Consider the following 16,836-nt stretch of genomic DNA (forward strand, 5'->3'; position numbering starts at 1 on the left):
TGATATTACTTATACATACGTTCTATAAATTTCAAAGCATTTTGATGGCTGATCTTCTCTGCCAGTTCAGATGAAAACCTGCCTTCAATTTCTTTGTTGAGAGCCGGGTAAACTGAAGCATTGGAATGCTCAGGGAAGAAAAACGGATGGCGGGATTTGTCCGGATGATCCTTCCAATAGAAATAATCTGCACCGTAAGCCATGCAGTCTTCTGCCCCAAGATCCAACCCATACTGTATGTGTTCGTACAGCCTCTCCGGATTTTCGAGATCAACATAATCTTTGATAAAATTGAGCCCGATGAGTCCTTTTCTTTTGATCAGTTCCTTGGCCAGTTCATCCGGAAGATTTCTGTTGTTTTTATAAACCTTTCTGTAATTTGAATGGCTGGCAAGAATAGGAATTGAATAGTTTCTCTGAGCTGTATAGTTGAATATATCATAAGCCAGCTGATCGCTTGTATGTGCCAGATCTATGGCAATTTTTCTGTCAGCAATATAATCGATCAGTACTTTTCCATCTTCTTTCAGACCTGCTGTAGCATTATTTCCGCCTCCGAAACGGTTTTCGAGGTGGTGTGTAATCCCGATATAAAAGATCTTTCCGGTATTTTCAATGATCTTTTCAAGGTTTTTAAACCCGGAATCCAGACTTTGGGTTTCATCACAAAAAGCAGATCCGTTTTCAATGGCAGCTATCACCCCTACCCGGTTTTCATTTTCTTTGTTTTTATAGTTATCCCCGTCAAATAAGAAAAAGTTTTCATTTTTGATCAGATCTGAAAATATCTCACTTTGTTCAAGACCATTGGCAGTACTTCCTGCACCTGTTCCGGCATACATGGCCATGATCTGAAGTTTCACATTCCCTTCTTTTAAATAAGGTACCGAGGCCCCCATTTCCCTGTCATCTATGGAAGCATCTGATCTCAGCAGGTAACATAACAGATCACAGTGAAGATCAACATTTATCGTATTCATAATGATTTATAATTGGTATGATGTTATTTTTTGATTGTATTAAGCTTATTGTCTATGAACTCAACGGAACTGCTCTCAAACACTTCCAGCAATTGAGGAACAAAATCCCCGAACGTCTTATATTTTTTTCGGTTGGAATTATATTCTACAAGCTTTTCTTCTAATTGAGGAAGGAAAATAAAATTGTTTTTCAGATGATATGCTTTCAGTTTTTCTGCTCTTTCAGCATCTTTCTGAATTTTTGCCGTCTGAATTTCTCCCAGTCTTACCAGATGCTCTGCCACACAGGTCTGGTAGTCCCCATAACCACCGGTTTTGATCATGGTTTCTTTTAATTTTGATTTTTCAAACAGGTCTTTAAATTTTACGAGCTGATCTTTCCGCTTATAAACTTCTTTATTCACAAATGAATGCCCAAATTCATGAACGCTTAAAAACCTTGCCTGAAACTGATTTTCATATCCGAACTGTCCCGGCTTCTCTACTCTCACAAACGGGCTTGCAATTTCGTAAATGTCTTTTTTACCTGATTTTAAAATGACCTCCGCAGCAATTCCCCGCCCTTCATTATCTTCTATAGGCCACATCATCATGGGAGAAATCAAAACGGTATAGGCATGAAATCCTTCTCCGTAAAATTGCTCCATTGCATTGGTAAAACCAGCCGGAATCTGTTTGTTATACTCCTCAATCCCGCCACTATAAAAGTCTTTATTGTCTTTAAAAAACTGTTCAATATTCTCCCGGGTATAAAATTTTGACAGCTCCACAAGATAATTTTTAATCAGATCAGTCGCTTCCCTGTTTTGTTCTTTGGTGAGATTATTGTTTTCAAACTGATACTCACTGATCCATTCAACGGACGGAAATTCTTTGTGATACATCAGTGGTTTCATCAGAATATCATTTCCCGAACCGTATTTTTCCATCAGAATATCATTGAGCTTTGCTGTTGAAACGGCAATAGATGAATTTTTCAGACGGTCATATTTTTGTAAGGCATTTTTCACAACAGGCTGATAAACAGAACACTCTTTTATTTTGTAAAGTTCAAAATCCTTGTTATTTCTTCTATGCTCTGCGGAAAGAATCTCTGCAAGGAAGTAGGTTTCAATATTTTTATTGTAACCTACCGAAAATTTAGACGTATTTTTCTGTGAAAAACCAAGTGTGGAACTCAGTGAAACAAAAACGACAAGGAGCTTTTTCATTTTTAATATTAATTCTCATTCTAAATATATGCTAATATAGTATTTTATCTAAAAAATGCGTATTTTTGCATCTTAAAAATTTCTTAGTAAACAATGATAAAAATTACACTTCCAGACAATAGTGTCAAAGAATTCGAGGGAGCAGTTACTCCCCTAGATGTGGCAAAATCTATAAGCGAGGGATTGGCTAGAAACACCATTTCCGCAATTGTTAATGACAAACAAGTAGAAACGACCACACCTATAACCACGGATTCTACGGTACAGCTTTTGACCTGGAATGACGATCTTGGAAAGAAGGCTTTCTGGCACTCTTCTGCCCACCTTCTGGCGCAGGCTATCCTTGAGTTTTATCCTGATGCTAAGTTGACCATTGGTCCTGCCATTGAAAGCGGATTCTACTATGATGTAGATTTCGGGGATGAAAGCTTATCTGAAAAAGATTTTGAGAAGATCGAAAAAAAGATTCTTGAAAATGCAAAGAAAGGATCAACATTCTCTTTATATCCGGTTTCTAAAGAAGATGCTTTAAAAACGTATGCAGACAATCCTTACAAAGTGGAACTGATCTCTAATCTTAATGACGGGGAAATCACTTTTGTAACCCATGATAATTTTACCGACTTATGTCGTGGAGGACACATTCCGAATACAGGAATAGTGAAAGCTGTGAAAATTTTAAATGCAGCAGGAGCTTACTGGAGAGGAAACGAAAAAAATCCTCAGCTGACAAGAGTATATGGTATTTCTTTCCCTAAGCAGAAAGATCTTACGGAATATCTTGAAAGATTGGAAGAAGCTAAAAGAAGAGACCACAGAAAACTAGGTAAAGAACTTGGAATTTTTTCATTCTCTGAAAAAGTAGGTGCCGGTCTTCCGCTATGGTTACCAAAAGGTACGGCTTTAAGAAGAAAATTAGAGAATTTCCTTTCTGATGCTCAGAAAAAAGGCGGTTACGAATTTGTAATGTCTCCACATATTGGAGCAAAAGAATTGTATGTAACTTCAGGACACTGGGACAAATACGGGGAAGACAGCTTTCAGCCGATCAAAACACCGAATGAAGGAGAAGAATTCTTATTGAAGCCAATGAACTGTCCTCACCACTGTGAAATTTATAAAACTTCACAATGGAGCTACAGGGATTTGCCAAAAAGATATGCAGAATTCGGTACCGTATACAGATATGAGCAAAGTGGAGAGCTTCATGGATTGACAAGAGTTCGTGGGTTTACCCAGGATGATGCTCACCTTTTCTGTACTCCGGATCAGCTTTCTGAAGAATTTGAAAAAGTAATTGACCTTACGCTTTATGTATTCAAATCTTTAGGTTTTGAGGACTTTGTAACCCAGGTTTCATTAAGAGATCCGGAAAACAAACAAAAATATATCGGTTCTGATGAGAACTGGGAGAAAGCAGAAAGTGCGATCATCAATGCAGCAGAAAAGAAAGGTTTAAAAACAGTTATTGAATACGGAGAAGCAGCATTCTACGGTCCTAAGCTTGACTTCATGGTGAAAGATGCGCTGGGAAGAAAATGGCAGCTTGGAACCATTCAGGTAGATTACAACTTACCGGAAAGATTTGACCTTCATTATATCGGAAGTGACAATGAAAAACACAGACCGGTAATGATTCACAGAGCACCTTTCGGGTCTATGGAGCGTTTCATTGCAATCTTATTAGAAAATACTGCAGGAGATTTTCCACTATGGCTAAGCCCTGATCAGTTTATTATTCTACCGATCAGTGAAAAATATGTAGATTATTCAAAAAAAGTTTCACAATTTTTGGAAAATCACGATATTAGCGGTCAGATTGATGACAGAAACGAGAAGACCGGTAAGAAGATCCGTGATGCTGAATTGAAGAAGATTCCTTTCATGCTTGTCGTAGGAGAAAATGAAGAAAAAGAAGGCACGATTTCTGTAAGAAGACGTGGTGAAGGAGACCTTGGAGTAATGAAACTGGAGGATTTTGTAGCTTACTTCAAAAAAGAAGCGGCCATATAAATTTAAAATTAAAAGATTGAAGGATTCAAAGATTAAAAAATTTAACGGAATCTTTCAATTTTTAAATATTAAATCAATTAAATAGTAATTAACCAATAAAATTATAATACAATAGCACAAAGATTTAACAACAGGGGCCCACAAAGACGTCCTGTACAGGAGGACTTACACTTGATCAACGATAAAATTCGTGTGAGAGAGCTTCGTTTGGTGGGCGATAACGTAGAGCCAGGAATTTATCCAATTGACAAAGCAAGACAGATTGCTGCAGAACAGGAATTGGATTTAGTAGTAATTTCCGATAAGGCTGAACCTTTTATTGCAAGAATATTAGAATATAAAAAATTCTTATATGAGCAAAAGAAAAAACAGAAGGAACTGAAAGCTAAGCAAGTAAAAGTGGTGGTAAAAGAGATCCGTTTCGGACCTCAGACTGATGATCACGATTATGAATTCAAGAAGAAGCACGCTGAAAAATTCCTTGAAGAAGGTTCTAAATTAAAGACCTACGTATTTTTTAAAGGACGTTCGATTATCTTTAAAGATCAGGGAGAAATCTTGCTTTTAAAACTGGCTCAGGAACTGGAGCACGTTGGTAAAGTAGATCAGCTTCCTAAGCTTGAAGGAAAGAGAATGATTATGATGATGAGTCCTAAAAAACCGGCAAAATAATTCAATCATTATTTTACATATTAAAACCTCAAATTACTTTGAGGTTTTTTTTATTTTAATTTTTGAATGTAAGGTGTTCAGCAGAGTGTGCAAAATTAAAATCTCCCGCAGATATAGCAGATTTTATTCAGTGTTGACATCTGCGTAATCTGCGAGAGATAAGATAATCATTTGTTTTTTTTAAGGCCTCCAACCTTCTACAAGCTACCCTTCAAAATCCCCGCAATCATGCTCTTTGAAAAGGGGTAAAGCCTTTTTGGTTGTGAAGTACTTAGCGAGTCTCTTATTATTCAGTTCCAGTTTTTTACCTTCTATCATCAATTCATAAACAGGTGCTGGATCGATCTGAGTGATAATATAAATTCTGTCTGATGTTTTCAGAATCGTTTTGTTTCCTTCGGCAGAAACAGAGAAATCACCGATTTCAAAAGTATCTTTCTCATCACAAACATTGGCCCATACCATTTTATTGTTTGTTACAGATAAGCTTGCCAGGTCGCAGGAATAGCAGTTGCCGGAGAATTCTATTCCATATTTCTCAAATACATTGGTGCTTTTTGTATTCAATACATCAATAGGAACCAATGCTGAAAAATCAGACGGCACATCTGTTTTTGGAATGATCGTTTTTTGGGAGGTAATTTGAGAAACTGTATCTGTTTTTGCAGCTGTAGAGTCTGCTTTATCCACTTTTTTTTCCGTGGATGGTGAACAGGAAGCTAACAAAACTATTGCAACAGTAAAGCCGGTTATTATGTTTTTCATCTAATAAAAAAGAATTTGTAATACTTAAATTTATTGTTTGTAAAATTCTCTAAAATATATGACTCCATATATCCCTGCTTTCAGCCATTTATTCCCTATTTCAAATGGTTTTGTTGGTCTCTGCCATGAATACTGATACCTTTGCTGAAAAAAATTAAAATGAAACGCTTACACCCTTTCTTACTGTCCTCTGCTATTGCTTTGATGGCCTGTAATCCTAAAAATAAAACGGCAGGAACCAATAAGGCAGGCACAGAAACCAGGCAAAAAGCCATAACATTTGCTGATTTTAAAAAGATAAAAGGAGTAGATAATGTACAGGATGTACCTTTTGAGCTAACTGCCAAGCTGGATTCTGTACAGTTTTTCGTGTCTCCGGATAAAGATGCTGCCCACCTGAAAATAGCTTACAGTAAACTTGATAACTATTACGGATTCGAAGAGTTTGCTGACTTCTACTCTATTCATTACAGCATTAATAACAATATTTCAAACACCATCGAAGCTTTTGTTTTGAAATCAGAATTCACGGCAGCTTTTGATCTTACTTTAAATGGTGTGGATCTTTATGAAATCAGAAGCAGTACATTCAAGGAATCAAGTGATTTTAAAAATAAATCTTTTAAAAAATTCGGGAGTATTACTGAGGTATCAGAACAGGAATTTAACGCGAGTTCAAAAAGACAAATCGGTGAAAACCTTGTAAGAAACCCCAATATACGACTACAGGAAGATAACTGGGTATATGAAGAAAATGGCAGAGAAGAAGTGATTACACAGCATGAAAACATCTCTGCTGAAACCGGACCGCTTGCCAATGAATATGTTGGACGGTCACCTTATTTAAACCTGGAAGTATTCAAAGAGAATTCTGATGAAGTTGCAGACTCCTACTATTCTTTTTACAGTATAAAAAATGCAGTTATGTTTGAACTGGGCACAGAAGGGTATCCGCAAATCATTCCAACTAAAGGCTGGGTTACCTTTGTCTCATCCAACAATGATGTAGGGAGTAATTTTGTTATTTCCAAATATTTTCCGCAAACAAAGAAACAGGATAATCTTTTGTATGTGAATTTCACCAACTTCAAAATAGCAGATGATAAAAAGGCATTCTGGACCGATAACGATACTTTTTATGCAGAAGTCTATCCTCTTAATTCAGCTTCCGGCAATGGTAAAAAACAGAAAACGGCTTATATAAAAATCCAGCTTAAACCCGGTTTGCTATAAAAGCTAAAACTGGAATAAGATAAAAAACCCCTGAAACCAGCCAGTGTTTAAGCAGATAATGTCTAATATCTTTGCAGCAGTTATTTAAAGAGATACAATGAAAAAAATAAGCTTAACAATCCTTTTCTGTTTACTGAGTTTGATGACTTTTGCACAATCGCTGAAAGTTATTATTAAACAGGACGGAAAAGTAATTGAACCTGTGAATGATGTTTACGATCTGAAAAAAGCACCTTTTCAATTTGAATTTACCGCTGCCAATCTTGAGGGATTTTTAGTCGGAGCAACAACAAATAAGGATATTTATGCAGGAGCTTTAGGCGTTTTTGATGCCGAAGTTCCATGGTTCCAGAGTACAGGGATGGCAGAGGAAATGTATAATAAGGATAAAGAAATGTTCCTGATGGATTCAGCGCCATCGTACTGGTACTACACAGATGTGAAAGATCACAGGTTCGATAAAAACCCTAAAGGAAACCTGAAACAATGGACAGCTACCCGTACTATTACAAGGTTTTATGATATCATGGTAGACCAACCTGTCAGTTTAAAAGATTTTAACGGGAGGGTTTATCTATTAATGTATCAGCCTGAATATAACGGCGATTATGATTTAACAGGAAAGAAAAACCTGTTCCAGGGTACATTGAGGTTCAAAGATTAATTATTGAAACACCTAATTTTTAATTTATATAGAGAAAAGGTCTGCTTTTACGATGTAAGCAGGCCTTTTTGTTTGTTTTGATAACTTAATCTGATGCTGAAACCTTGAAAATGTTTTAAGCCATTAAGATTTTTAAGAGGATTTGTTCTGTAGCGGGTTTTTAACACAAAGATTTCAGTTTCTTCCTATAATATTTCAAGGGTGCAAAGGGTTGAATCAATGAATTGATTCTTTTTTAAGCGTACATACATCCAAGCTTATTCTACAGTTTTGGTATCTCAATTTTATTCTATAATTAAACCGTATTCTATGGCCAGTTTAATGGCTGAACTCAGATTAGAGGTCTGAAATTTTTCAATCAGATTTTTCCGGTGACTTTCTACAGTGTGAGGGCTGATGAACAGCTTTTCTGCCATTTGATTGGTCGTCAGTCCTTTTGCTGCTTCTGCCAGAATTTCTTTTTCCCGCCGGGTCAGCTTGGGAACCTGATTCAGTCCATCCGGGGATTTTTTTTCCAATACAGCCCTGGTTTGTGAGCATAAAAATTGCTTACCGTCGTATACAGTATGGATGCCTTCCACAATTTCGGAAACGGAGGCATTTTTTTGAATGTATCCCAAAGCACCTTCGGCCAAAGTACTGTTAATGACAGGCAGTTCATTGTGAACACTCAGCATGATCACCTGAAGACTGCTGTATTTTTTCTTTAAAGGCTTTATCAGCTCAATACTGTTGACATCTGCTAAATTAATGTCCAGCAACAAAATATCGACCGCCTGTTTCTTCAGACCTATATTCATTTCTGAAACGTTTTTGAAGCAGTCTACGACGTCTATCGTATTGCTGTTTCCTAAAATATTCTTTAATCCTTCCAGCAGAAGTGGATGATCGTCTGTTATGGCTACTTTTATCATTTAATGAATGGGAATTTGAAGTTCTATACTGGTACCGATATTCAATTCGGAGGTAATATTCATCGTTCCTTTTAAAAATTGTACTCTTGATTCTATATTATGAAAACCTGCTGTTTTCCGCACATCTAAATGGGTAGAGTCAAAACCTTTACCATTATCTTCTACCGTGAGATGCAATACATGGTCTTCTTCACTGATCTGAATAATGATTTCCGAAGTATCAGCATGTTTTATGGCATTGTTTACCAGTTCCTGAATGATCCTGTAAATGATCAGCTGCTTTTCCTCCGGCAGCGAATCCGTATAACTGATAAATTCTGTATGGATATCCAATGCGGGATTGGACATGCGGGAGGCAAATTCCTGGATAGCTACTTTCAATCCGTATTTTACTAATAAATCAGGCATCAGGTTATGGGCTACCCGTCTCAATTCTTCTACAGCACCATCGATCTGGCTGATTGATTTTGAAATTCCCTCCTCTATATTGTCAGATTGCTGAGGGTTTAAAGTAGACAACTGAAGTTTAGTTCCAGAAAGCAATCCTCCCAATCCATCATGAAGATCCCGGGCCAGGCGGCCACGTTCCTGCTCCTGCCCTTCCAGCAATGCGGTAAGCGTAGATATTTTAGAGTTTTGTTTCTCCTTTTCCATAGCCAGGGCATGCAGCTCGTCTCTTTGTTTAATAGATTTTACACGCTGTTTATAGGCATACAGCAATAAGAAGATCAAAACAATGAAAATGATAATAAAAATAATATAATAGGTATTGATTTTTTCCTTGAACGCCAGCAGTTTTTTATAGCTGATGATATCATTGTTCTTCTGTTCTGTCTCTAACTTTGCCAGACGAAGCTGCTGTTCTTTTTTTTCGGACTCAAGCTCTGAAAATTTCAACCGTTCCCTTTGATTTTCTTCTACCAGTTTTAAGTTATTGTATACCTGTTCACGCTGTGCTCTAAGGATGTTGATCAGCTTAATCTGCTGTGCTTTCTTATCACTTTCCAGCTGTAGTTTTATGTACTTCTGCTCCTGTCTTTCTTTTTCAAACTGGGATTCCAGCCTTTTGGTAATATCCAGTTTTTCCTGATCGTAAACGCTCTTGTATTGATCTACATAACTTTTATAATAAGTCAGTGCTTCTTTGTAATTGCCCTGCTCTTCGCTGATCCGGGACAGAGATTCGAGAATAGATAATTCTATATTATGATCTCTCACCGGACTTTTCCCGATTTCCATAGAGGCTTTCAGAAAGTAAGATTTGGCTACATCATAATCTTTACGCTGCAACGCCAATTCTGCCAGAATCCCGAATGAAGAAGCAATATGAATGGCATTACCGGTTTCCAGACTCGCCCTGTTGGCTAACTGAGCGTATTGCATCGCCTTATCCGGATTAAAATCAATATATAAATTGGCTAAATTAATGGCTGCATACGAAAGATTTGTCTTGTTGAGCATAGCTTCTTTACTTTTGTTGAAAGTTGCAATAGCCAACAGGTAATACTGTTCTGTTTTACTTCTTAAATCTGTATTTGAAGGATTTTGTGCATATTTTTGCTCATACATATACCCCATTCTCATATACGCATCGAAGATCAGATTAGGATCATTTTGTTTGGATGCCAATAACATAAACTGCTTGCTATATTTTTCCTCCAGCTGGTATTCATTGAGGTTAGAATAAATTGCAGACAGTTCTTTAACTACAGAGGCAAATCTTCCGTAAAGTGTAGAAGTGGTTGGTGAATTTTCATAATAATGAATAGCCTTCAGATAAGCGGAAACGGCATCAGTTATTTTATTATTACGTGCAGCAACCCAACCTCTCGCATATTCATAATAGCCTTTAGCTTCAGTGCTATACGTTTTTAAGCTGTAGGTTCTTGCCTTTTCCAGACTTTTTAAAGATTCAGACTCTTTATGATCCAGACGGTAATTCATAGCCTGAACCGCATATAAAACGGCGGCATACTTCCCATCGGGCTGTTTGGCAGCGACAGGAATACTGTTTTCTAAAATCTGATAGGATCTGGATTTAAAATCACGGAAAAATAAAGCAGTGGCATATTTGGGTGCCAGATTCAGCTGTTCTGTTGTCTTGCCTGAAGCATTGTTATATTCCTTCTCTAATCTGCTTACAACATCTTGTGCCTGGGCAAAAAACGGACAAATAAGTAACGTAAATATAAATAATAACCTGTACCTCAAACCCTTCTCTTTATTAAGCTGTATTACATTATAGAACGTAAATATAAGTAAAAAATACCTGCTCATCGATTTTAACACCATGTTATTCAACCAAAAGTTCAGGCTGAAAGAAGCATTATAAAATTAACCCGTGTTAAAGGGTAAACATTGCACTGCAAAATAAGAAAGCACAGTTTTTTTCTTTGCATTTTTATTTTAAGGGTACTGATTCTATTCTGTATAATCAAACTTTGTGTTTAATTTTTCAAACCCAAGCTCCTGATTAATCAGTGTTTCAAGCTCATCAAAAGTAAGTAACCCCTCTGCTTCAAACTCCCTGCCACCAGGTGTTTTATAGGAATATTCAAAAATATCACGTTGGTAGATATCTTCTAAAATTTCAATTTGTGAAGATGTTAAATATTTACGATGGGTATTCAGCTGATTGTGCAAATTTTTTTTGATGTCGTCTTCAGAGTCTCCGTCAAACATAGAATATTCATCAATTTCCGTCAGAGATTCCAGGAGCTGCCTGAAGATAAAATCCTGAAGATTTTTGGCTAAAACCTCCGCTTCTGTTTCGTCATGAGGAAAAAAAGTAACGGGTACGTCACCATTTACGTCCATATCCAATTGAAAAACATACAGATCCCCGGCGCCGTTTTTTGCAAAAGGAACCATCCGGTATTTCGGGCTGATGTCGTAGATTTCATGGTTGATAATTTCCCTGATTCCATCACGGTAAACGATAGGATCCCAGATTTCAATATCATTTCCGAACAAAAGCAAAGGAGGATTTTCCTTTAAAGTGGGGAAAATATTTTTATACCATCCGTCACCATCCGCCCCCCAATCAAGCATTTTATCATCATATAGTTGTCTGTAAAGTGCCGGATAGGTAAAATTAAATTCTTTTTCTAAGTCTTGTAAAGTATTCATAAGCATTTTTTAATCAACTTTTTCATCAATTTGAGGGTGGTAACTCAATGTTGTTCCAATCATTAAATAATATTTTTAAAGTGATCTGCCAATACGGAGCTTATGGTGTATAAACTTTGCTGCATTGCTTTTTGAAGGGCAATGGTAATCAGATATTTTTCCTGAATACGATCTAATTTCTGCAGCAGAAAACAAAGCTGAAGCCATTGATCAAAATGGATGTCCATTTTTTTAGGAACAAAGTCTTCTCCTTTACGTTCGTAATAAATGATGTTTTGCTGATGGTCAAATGTCCAGTAATCCTCAGCTGTGCTTGATGCAAAAACCCATTCATTTGTTGTTTTTTGATTCAGATTTACATTTATTGCTTCTTCTATGGTTAGCAGCTTTGCTTCTACAGAAATAACCTGTGTTGCAATACCTGAAATCATCTGTACATAAAGATCTGGCAGCCATGATGGCAATGATCCCGTTGAAATGACATCGCATTGCTGTCTGATAAGCTGATCTTTCAGTTGTTCAATGGGTTCAATTTCTAAATCAATAGGATAGTCTGTCTGATGCTCTTCTTTAATTTTATCATAGCAGACTCCGCATATCATTTTAAAATCGCATATTTCTTCCCACCGTTCTCTTTCTGCTTCAGACCGGTTCATCAACTGCCATCGCTCATGGCATTCACTGCACCATGCATCGGGTTTTCCATGACCTTCATCTTCCTGCTCATGGAAACCTGACTTCTTTTCATTCGTTAGAAGATGGGTACAAACTACGCCAAATGGCTGTTCACCATGGCTGGAACATTCAATTAATTCCATATTTATAAACTACTCATTTTGTTTTACATCAATAGGTTATTTTCCTATTATTTATATCAGATGAAGTGTATGTTCCGTAATCCACTCCCTTAAAAGGATTCAGATCAGTATTGATCAGTTTAGGGAGATATATTATTAATTTTTTGTTTTTATTCTACGCTTTTCAGATTGAGAAGACCTCCAGATATTCTTTCTTTAAGGATTGATCTTTTATAGCTTCAATGAAAGATGTAAAATCCCGGAACACCCATTCCGCCTCTTCAAATTCAGGCTCCTCCCCATAATAGATTTTTCCAAAATTTTCTTCTGAAACATTGATCGCAAAATAAGCATATCCGTTTTTAACAGATAAAATAATAGGCAGGTGCTGATCCCAAAATGTTTGTATCTTTTTCTGGCTTTCAGCATCTCCGTCAAAAGCTTCCAATGACTGAATTTCAAATTCATTCCAGCTAAAGGCACTCTCATCATTCGTCCCGTTAAAATCAGAAATACTGTTGAACCACGTAGTATCTGAGAGATTGGTAAGCAGGGAAAATGTGTTTAAAAAAGTAAGATAATCATCCGGAACATGTGGATAACGCAAATGAAATTCTTTATTTAAAGATTCATTTACATCATCTTTTATGAAGAAATCCGGAGATGTGCTTAGTACATTCATAGTTAGTTTTCAACATTTAGATTTTGGCAAAGAGATTAAATATTTGCTGGGCAATACGCTTTTGTTTTATATTTGATGTATCATTGATCCGGTCTTCATACAGTTCGATTTTTAATATTTTAACATCATCCGGAAGCCTGTAGGTTTCATTTTTCATATAATTATACCCATGTACACCGGCACTTTCTTTACCGGGATACTTTTTGATCTCCACATAATATCTCAGTGTGAGAGTATTGCCATTTTGTTCACCTTTTTCAAAACGGAGGTTTTTCACCTTATTTATAGTCAGTCCGCCGGAACTGATATTACCCTGTATACGAAACGTTAGTATTTCTTTAGTTTTAGAAATCATAACAATTCCAGGCTCAAGGCGCCCTGTTACTTCCTTACGGGTTGAATAGGTGTGCGTAGTACCCGTTTCTTCCACTTCTTTGGTTATCCTTTGGGGTTCTGTATAAATGGTAGAAACCTGTAACTTCTGTGCATTGTTTCTGCAACTCAACAATGCCAGAAATGACGTTAAAATAATGAAATGCTTCACCTTTTAAATGTTAAAAATACCTGAACGAAAGATAATAAAAGGTTTTAAACAAAAGTATCCCTGATACCGGTGGTTTTTTGATTCTGACCGACTGGTTTCTTCAGAGCTATCCTTCTTTAATGAACAGCATATAAAAATAAGCTCCCGCTAAAATAACTGCGGTTATTCCGGAAATCAGAAACCATAGAAAGTAATAAAGTGTGCTTTTATTTTTCTTTCTTACAGCATTCATTATAAAGATCAGGAGCGTAGATAAAAATCCTGCTCCGAAAAACAGAGTCAGAACAGCAATAAAGAGGGCTCTTTCTAAATTTAGGTCTGCAGATGAAAGCATATTATTAAAATTAATTGAGGGTGAGAGTTGATATAATAATTTAAAGTTTGGAAGCTGGAAGAATGGAGGTTGGAAGTTACTTGCAGTGATCATAATTACTCGTCATTTAATGAGATGACCAATTCTTTTTATGACTCATGATTTCTTTCTCCTTTCAGCTCGTCATTATTCTTTATATTCTTTTCCCGAATACATATCAATATAATAATAAATATTCCGGTCTGAATTAAGTTTGGCGTTTACCAATCCATCTGAATTAATGGACTGATAAGTTTTTGATCCGATATTTTTTTTGGTTTTATTATCGAAAAGTATATAGGATCCGTCCTGCTCTTTCTGAAGCGCATAGATCTGTTTTTCAGCATCCAACACTGATATATGATGATAATCAGGCTTTATTTCCCATATCTTCTCACGGCTGTTCCACAATCCCATGGTTCTGAGCTGTTTTTCATCTTCAATCCTGATAAGGTAATTATCTTTCATTCCTTCATAAGCGTTTATTTTCCCGAATTTCCATTTTTTGCCAGTATATTGATCAGGTAAAATCATTTTCCTGTCGGGCCAGACCAGATTCCCGACCTGATCCAAAACTTTAAAGTTATAAGTACCAATGGAGTCTGTAATCTTCCCTTCGGTGTCGATATAAAGCCAGTCATACGCCCATACTTCATGATCGTAATTGAAAACACCCAGCAAAAAATAAGGGGAATTGGTGATAGAATATACTAAAGATGTTTTTTTAATGAAGTCAATCTGTGAAGTGGTTGCTTTTGTAATTTTCTTCGGAAATACCTTTTCATATTGCGGAAAAAGGTAAACGTCCTGGGTTTTATTATCCACCAGAAGTTTAGGAACATCCGGTTCATAACGTTCTTTATTCACTTCATTCAGCGTTATGATTTCGTTTCCGTATTGCATTGAAAGTGTTTCGGAACCGTTGAGCCCGCTATGAATTGGTTTCTTCTGATTCAGTTCATATACTGAAAAACTTGTATTGGATGCTTTGATAAAGCGTTTATTCTCTAACAGCTCAGCAATATTATTTTCGATTTTACTTAGGTTATTTTTTTTGATCCGGTAAAGCGCTCCATTCCAAAAAATGTGATTTTCATCTACGGAAATAAAATTCAGACCGTAATTATCCTCCAGATACGGAATATCTTCACTGAGTAAAATCTGCCGGCTTTCTATAATTCCGATCTCTGTTTTATGGTAGGTCTGTTCTTTCCTGATGCCACTTCCCATAATATTCCATTCCCATTTCCAGACGGGCATTTTCTTATCATATTCAATATTCTTTTTATAGAATGTAAGCCCATTGACCACATTTAAACCAATCTGGCTTGGTGAAAAATCCAATACCACCTTTCCGGTTTCGTCTATGGCAGCATATTCACCTTTTTCATTCTCAACAACGGCATAACCTGTAGGTGTAAAAACCGATGCACTTTTGAATTTTTGATTGATAACGGGCTTAAGACTTGCTGTGTCTACATAGACAAAATCATTCTGCCTGGTTAAAAACGGGACAGTATGTATGACTTTCATTGCTGAAGGCTTGTCTTTTTTTTCCTGTGTGCAGGCTATTATCGAATTCAACATAAAAAATCCACTCAATACTATCGTTTTCATACTTTAGAAATTTATTCATCCTGTTCATCAATATTAAAGAGAAGTGAAGAATACGGCAATCCCGATTATCAGCTATATTTTTGTGATTACCTTTGATATTGATTTTAAAATTGATTTTTGTCTCTGTTTGCTGTTAAATTAACGTTAATCATCCGTTGCCTTGTGCAGTATATTTCGGTCAATTACTATCTTAGATCAATAAATGGTGAAAATTTTCTATCTAGATTTGCGGATATAAGAATTTAATCAACTATTCATATAACAACATTAAAATAAAAACAATGAACACACTTACCTTAAAAGACGGAACCGAAATTTATTATAAAGACTGGGGGAAAGGCCAGCCCATCTTCTTTCATCACGGGTGGCCATTATCCAGTGATGACTGGGATGCACAAATGTTTTTCTTCCTGGAACAAGGCTACAGGGTGATTGCACATGACAGAAGAGGACACGGAAGATCAGAGCAGACTCCTTATGGACATGATATGGACACTTACGCTTCAGATGTGGCGGAAATTGTTGAGGCTCTGGATCTGAAAGATGTGATCCACGTGGGGCATTCTACAGGTGGTGGTGAAGTTATCCGGTATGTTGCAAAACATGGCAACGGAAGAGTTTCAAAAGCAGTTCTGATCAGTGCTGTAACTCCAATTATGGTTCAGAATGAGAATAATCCGGACGGAGTTCCTATGTCTGTTTTTGATGATATCAGAAATAATACGGCTAACCACAGACAGCAGTTCTTTATTGATATTACCTTCCCTTTCTACGGCTACAACAGAGAAGGTGCCAAGGTTTCTGAAGGAATCCAGAGAAACTGGTGGCGACAGGGAATGAGTGGTTCCATCAAAGCTCATTATGACTGTGTAAAGGCATTTTCGGAAACAGATTTTACCGAAGACCTTAAAAGTGTAGATATTCCTGTACTGGTAATGCATGGTGAAGATGATCAGATCGTACCGTTTGAGACCACAGGTAAAGTGGCTGCTACTCTGGTTAAAAATGGCAAGCTTATCTCCTATCCGGGTTTCCCGCATGGGATGCCGACCACAGAAGCAGAGACCATCAACAGGGATCTTTTAGAGTTTATTAAATCCTAATTCAAGCAGGAAGATTTATATAGACATAAATTCTCGAATGTAATCTCTGTCTCTATGTTGTTTCTTTTTTAACAATATAGAGACAGAGATTTTTATTCTGTATAAATTATTGTACAGCTGTTGCACTGATATGACACTTATTTTAAAGCTTAAAAATTAC

At 36.6% G+C, this 16,836-nt stretch carries 16 protein-coding genes; 5 read left to right on the forward strand and 11 right to left on the reverse strand.

Annotated elements, in window-relative coordinates; genetic code table 11:
- Positions 1 to 5: 5 nt before the first annotated feature.
- Entirely contained in the window at positions 6 to 980 is a 975-nt protein-coding gene (locus ACTJJF_RS05680; protein WP_440698985.1) for a dipeptidase, read from the reverse strand.
- A 23-nt stretch (positions 981 to 1,003) separates the two neighbouring features.
- Positions 1,004 to 2,191, reverse strand: coding sequence for a DUF4932 domain-containing protein (locus ACTJJF_RS05685; protein WP_440698986.1), 1,188 nt, complete (start codon positions 2,189 to 2,191; stop codon positions 1,004 to 1,006).
- Positions 2,192 to 2,284: 93 nt separating this feature from the next.
- On the opposite strand from ACTJJF_RS05685, the gene thrS reads away from it, so the two are divergent.
- On the forward strand, positions 2,285 to 4,204 hold the full coding sequence (gene thrS, locus ACTJJF_RS05690) for a threonine--tRNA ligase (RefSeq protein WP_440698987.1): 1,920 nt from the start codon (positions 2,285 to 2,287) through the stop codon (positions 4,202 to 4,204).
- Positions 4,205 to 4,375: 171 nt separating this feature from the next.
- Entirely contained in the window at positions 4,376 to 4,876 is a 501-nt protein-coding gene (infC, locus tag ACTJJF_RS05695) for a translation initiation factor IF-3 (RefSeq protein ID WP_172625635.1), read from the forward strand.
- Between the two features lie 204 nt (positions 4,877 to 5,080).
- Here infC and ACTJJF_RS05700 read toward each other — a convergent pair whose 3' ends face one another.
- Positions 5,081 to 5,641 (reverse strand): hypothetical protein, encoded by a 561-nt coding sequence (locus ACTJJF_RS05700; protein WP_440698988.1) that lies wholly within the window; start codon positions 5,639 to 5,641, stop codon positions 5,081 to 5,083.
- Positions 5,642 to 5,800: 159 nt separating this feature from the next.
- On the opposite strand from ACTJJF_RS05700, the gene ACTJJF_RS05705 reads away from it, so the two are divergent.
- Together ACTJJF_RS05705 and ACTJJF_RS05710 are read left to right on the forward strand one after the other, a co-directional pair.
- On the forward strand, positions 5,801 to 6,874 hold the full coding sequence (locus tag ACTJJF_RS05705) for a resolvase (protein WP_440698989.1): 1,074 nt from the start codon (positions 5,801 to 5,803) through the stop codon (positions 6,872 to 6,874).
- A 97-nt stretch (positions 6,875 to 6,971) separates the two neighbouring features.
- On the forward strand, positions 6,972 to 7,538 hold the full coding sequence (locus ACTJJF_RS05710) for a hypothetical protein (RefSeq protein ID WP_440698990.1): 567 nt from the start codon (positions 6,972 to 6,974) through the stop codon (positions 7,536 to 7,538).
- Between the two features lie 284 nt (positions 7,539 to 7,822).
- On the opposite strand, the gene ACTJJF_RS05715 is transcribed toward ACTJJF_RS05710, so the two are convergent.
- The 8 genes from ACTJJF_RS05715 to ACTJJF_RS05750 form a co-directional block, all read right to left on the reverse strand.
- Positions 7,823 to 8,452 (reverse strand): response regulator, encoded by a 630-nt coding sequence (locus tag ACTJJF_RS05715; RefSeq protein ID WP_440698991.1) that lies wholly within the window; start codon positions 8,450 to 8,452, stop codon positions 7,823 to 7,825.
- Positions 8,453 to 10,663 (reverse strand): ATP-binding protein, encoded by a 2,211-nt coding sequence (locus ACTJJF_RS05720; protein ID WP_440698992.1) that lies wholly within the window; start codon positions 10,661 to 10,663, stop codon positions 8,453 to 8,455. It abuts the gene before it with no gap.
- A 210-nt stretch (positions 10,664 to 10,873) separates the two neighbouring features.
- A complete protein-coding gene (locus ACTJJF_RS05725; protein ID WP_440698993.1) occupies positions 10,874 to 11,581 on the reverse strand; it encodes an SMI1/KNR4 family protein in 708 nt (235 codons plus the stop codon).
- Between the two features lie 62 nt (positions 11,582 to 11,643).
- Positions 11,644 to 12,399 (reverse strand): hypothetical protein, encoded by a 756-nt coding sequence (locus tag ACTJJF_RS05730; RefSeq protein WP_440698994.1) that lies wholly within the window; start codon positions 12,397 to 12,399, stop codon positions 11,644 to 11,646.
- A gap of 163 nt (positions 12,400 to 12,562) precedes the next feature.
- Positions 12,563 to 13,060: a hypothetical protein gene (locus tag ACTJJF_RS05735; protein WP_440698995.1), complete on the reverse strand. Its 498-nt coding sequence runs from the start codon at positions 13,058 to 13,060 to the stop codon at positions 12,563 to 12,565.
- A 16-nt stretch (positions 13,061 to 13,076) separates the two neighbouring features.
- Positions 13,077 to 13,604 (reverse strand): hypothetical protein, encoded by a 528-nt coding sequence (locus tag ACTJJF_RS05740; protein WP_440698996.1) that lies wholly within the window; start codon positions 13,602 to 13,604, stop codon positions 13,077 to 13,079.
- 106 nt (positions 13,605 to 13,710) lie between these two features.
- Positions 13,711 to 14,031 carry a hypothetical protein gene (locus ACTJJF_RS05745; RefSeq protein ID WP_440698997.1) on the reverse strand — a complete coding sequence of 107 codons (321 nt, stop codon included), beginning with the start codon at positions 14,029 to 14,031 and terminating at the stop codon, positions 13,711 to 13,713.
- Positions 14,032 to 14,103: 72 nt separating this feature from the next.
- On the reverse strand, positions 14,104 to 15,573 hold the full coding sequence (locus ACTJJF_RS05750; protein WP_440698998.1) for a hypothetical protein: 1,470 nt from the start codon (positions 15,571 to 15,573) through the stop codon (positions 14,104 to 14,106).
- A 281-nt stretch (positions 15,574 to 15,854) separates the two neighbouring features.
- On the opposite strand from ACTJJF_RS05750, the gene ACTJJF_RS05755 reads away from it, so the two are divergent.
- The gene (locus ACTJJF_RS05755; protein WP_312303717.1) at positions 15,855 to 16,676 is read left to right on the forward strand and encodes an alpha/beta fold hydrolase; all 822 of its coding nucleotides are present in this window, start codon (positions 15,855 to 15,857) and stop codon (positions 16,674 to 16,676) included.
- Positions 16,677 to 16,836 lie beyond the last annotated feature (160 nt).

This window comes from Chryseobacterium sp. 22458 (genome assembly GCF_052044975.1).
GTDB lineage: Bacteria > Bacteroidota > Bacteroidia > Flavobacteriales > Weeksellaceae > Chryseobacterium.

Excerpts from the sequence above, each read along its gene's own strand:
- ACTJJF_RS05700 (WP_440698988.1), bottom strand. The coding sequence starts at position 5,641 with ATGAAAAACATAATAACCGGCTTTACTGTTGCAATAGTTTTGTTAGCT.
- ACTJJF_RS05705 (WP_440698989.1), top strand. The coding sequence starts at position 5,801 with ATGAAACGCTTACACCCTTTCTTACTGTCCTCTGCTATTGCTTTGATG.
- ACTJJF_RS05685 (WP_440698986.1), bottom strand. The coding sequence starts at position 2,191 with ATGAAAAAGCTCCTTGTCGTTTTTGTTTCACTGAGTTCCACACTTGGT.
- ACTJJF_RS05730 (WP_440698994.1), bottom strand. The coding sequence starts at position 12,399 with ATGGAATTAATTGAATGTTCCAGCCATGGTGAACAGCCATTTGGCGTA.
- ACTJJF_RS05715 (WP_440698991.1), bottom strand. The coding sequence starts at position 8,452 with ATGATAAAAGTAGCCATAACAGACGATCATCCACTTCTGCTGGAAGGA.
- ACTJJF_RS05680 (WP_440698985.1), bottom strand. The coding sequence starts at position 980 with ATGAATACGATAAATGTTGATCTTCACTGTGATCTGTTATGTTACCTG.
- ACTJJF_RS05725 (WP_440698993.1), bottom strand. The coding sequence starts at position 11,581 with ATGAATACTTTACAAGACTTAGAAAAAGAATTTAATTTTACCTATCCG.
- ACTJJF_RS05745 (WP_440698997.1), bottom strand. The coding sequence starts at position 14,031 with ATGATCACTGCAAGTAACTTCCAACCTCCATTCTTCCAGCTTCCAAAC.
- ACTJJF_RS05710 (WP_440698990.1), top strand. The coding sequence starts at position 6,972 with ATGAAAAAAATAAGCTTAACAATCCTTTTCTGTTTACTGAGTTTGATG.
- thrS (WP_440698987.1), top strand. The coding sequence starts at position 2,285 with ATGATAAAAATTACACTTCCAGACAATAGTGTCAAAGAATTCGAGGGA.
- ACTJJF_RS05735 (WP_440698995.1), bottom strand. The coding sequence starts at position 13,060 with ATGAATGTACTAAGCACATCTCCGGATTTCTTCATAAAAGATGATGTA.
- ACTJJF_RS05750 (WP_440698998.1), bottom strand. The coding sequence starts at position 15,573 with ATGAAAACGATAGTATTGAGTGGATTTTTTATGTTGAATTCGATAATA.
- ACTJJF_RS05755 (WP_312303717.1), top strand. The coding sequence starts at position 15,855 with ATGAACACACTTACCTTAAAAGACGGAACCGAAATTTATTATAAAGAC.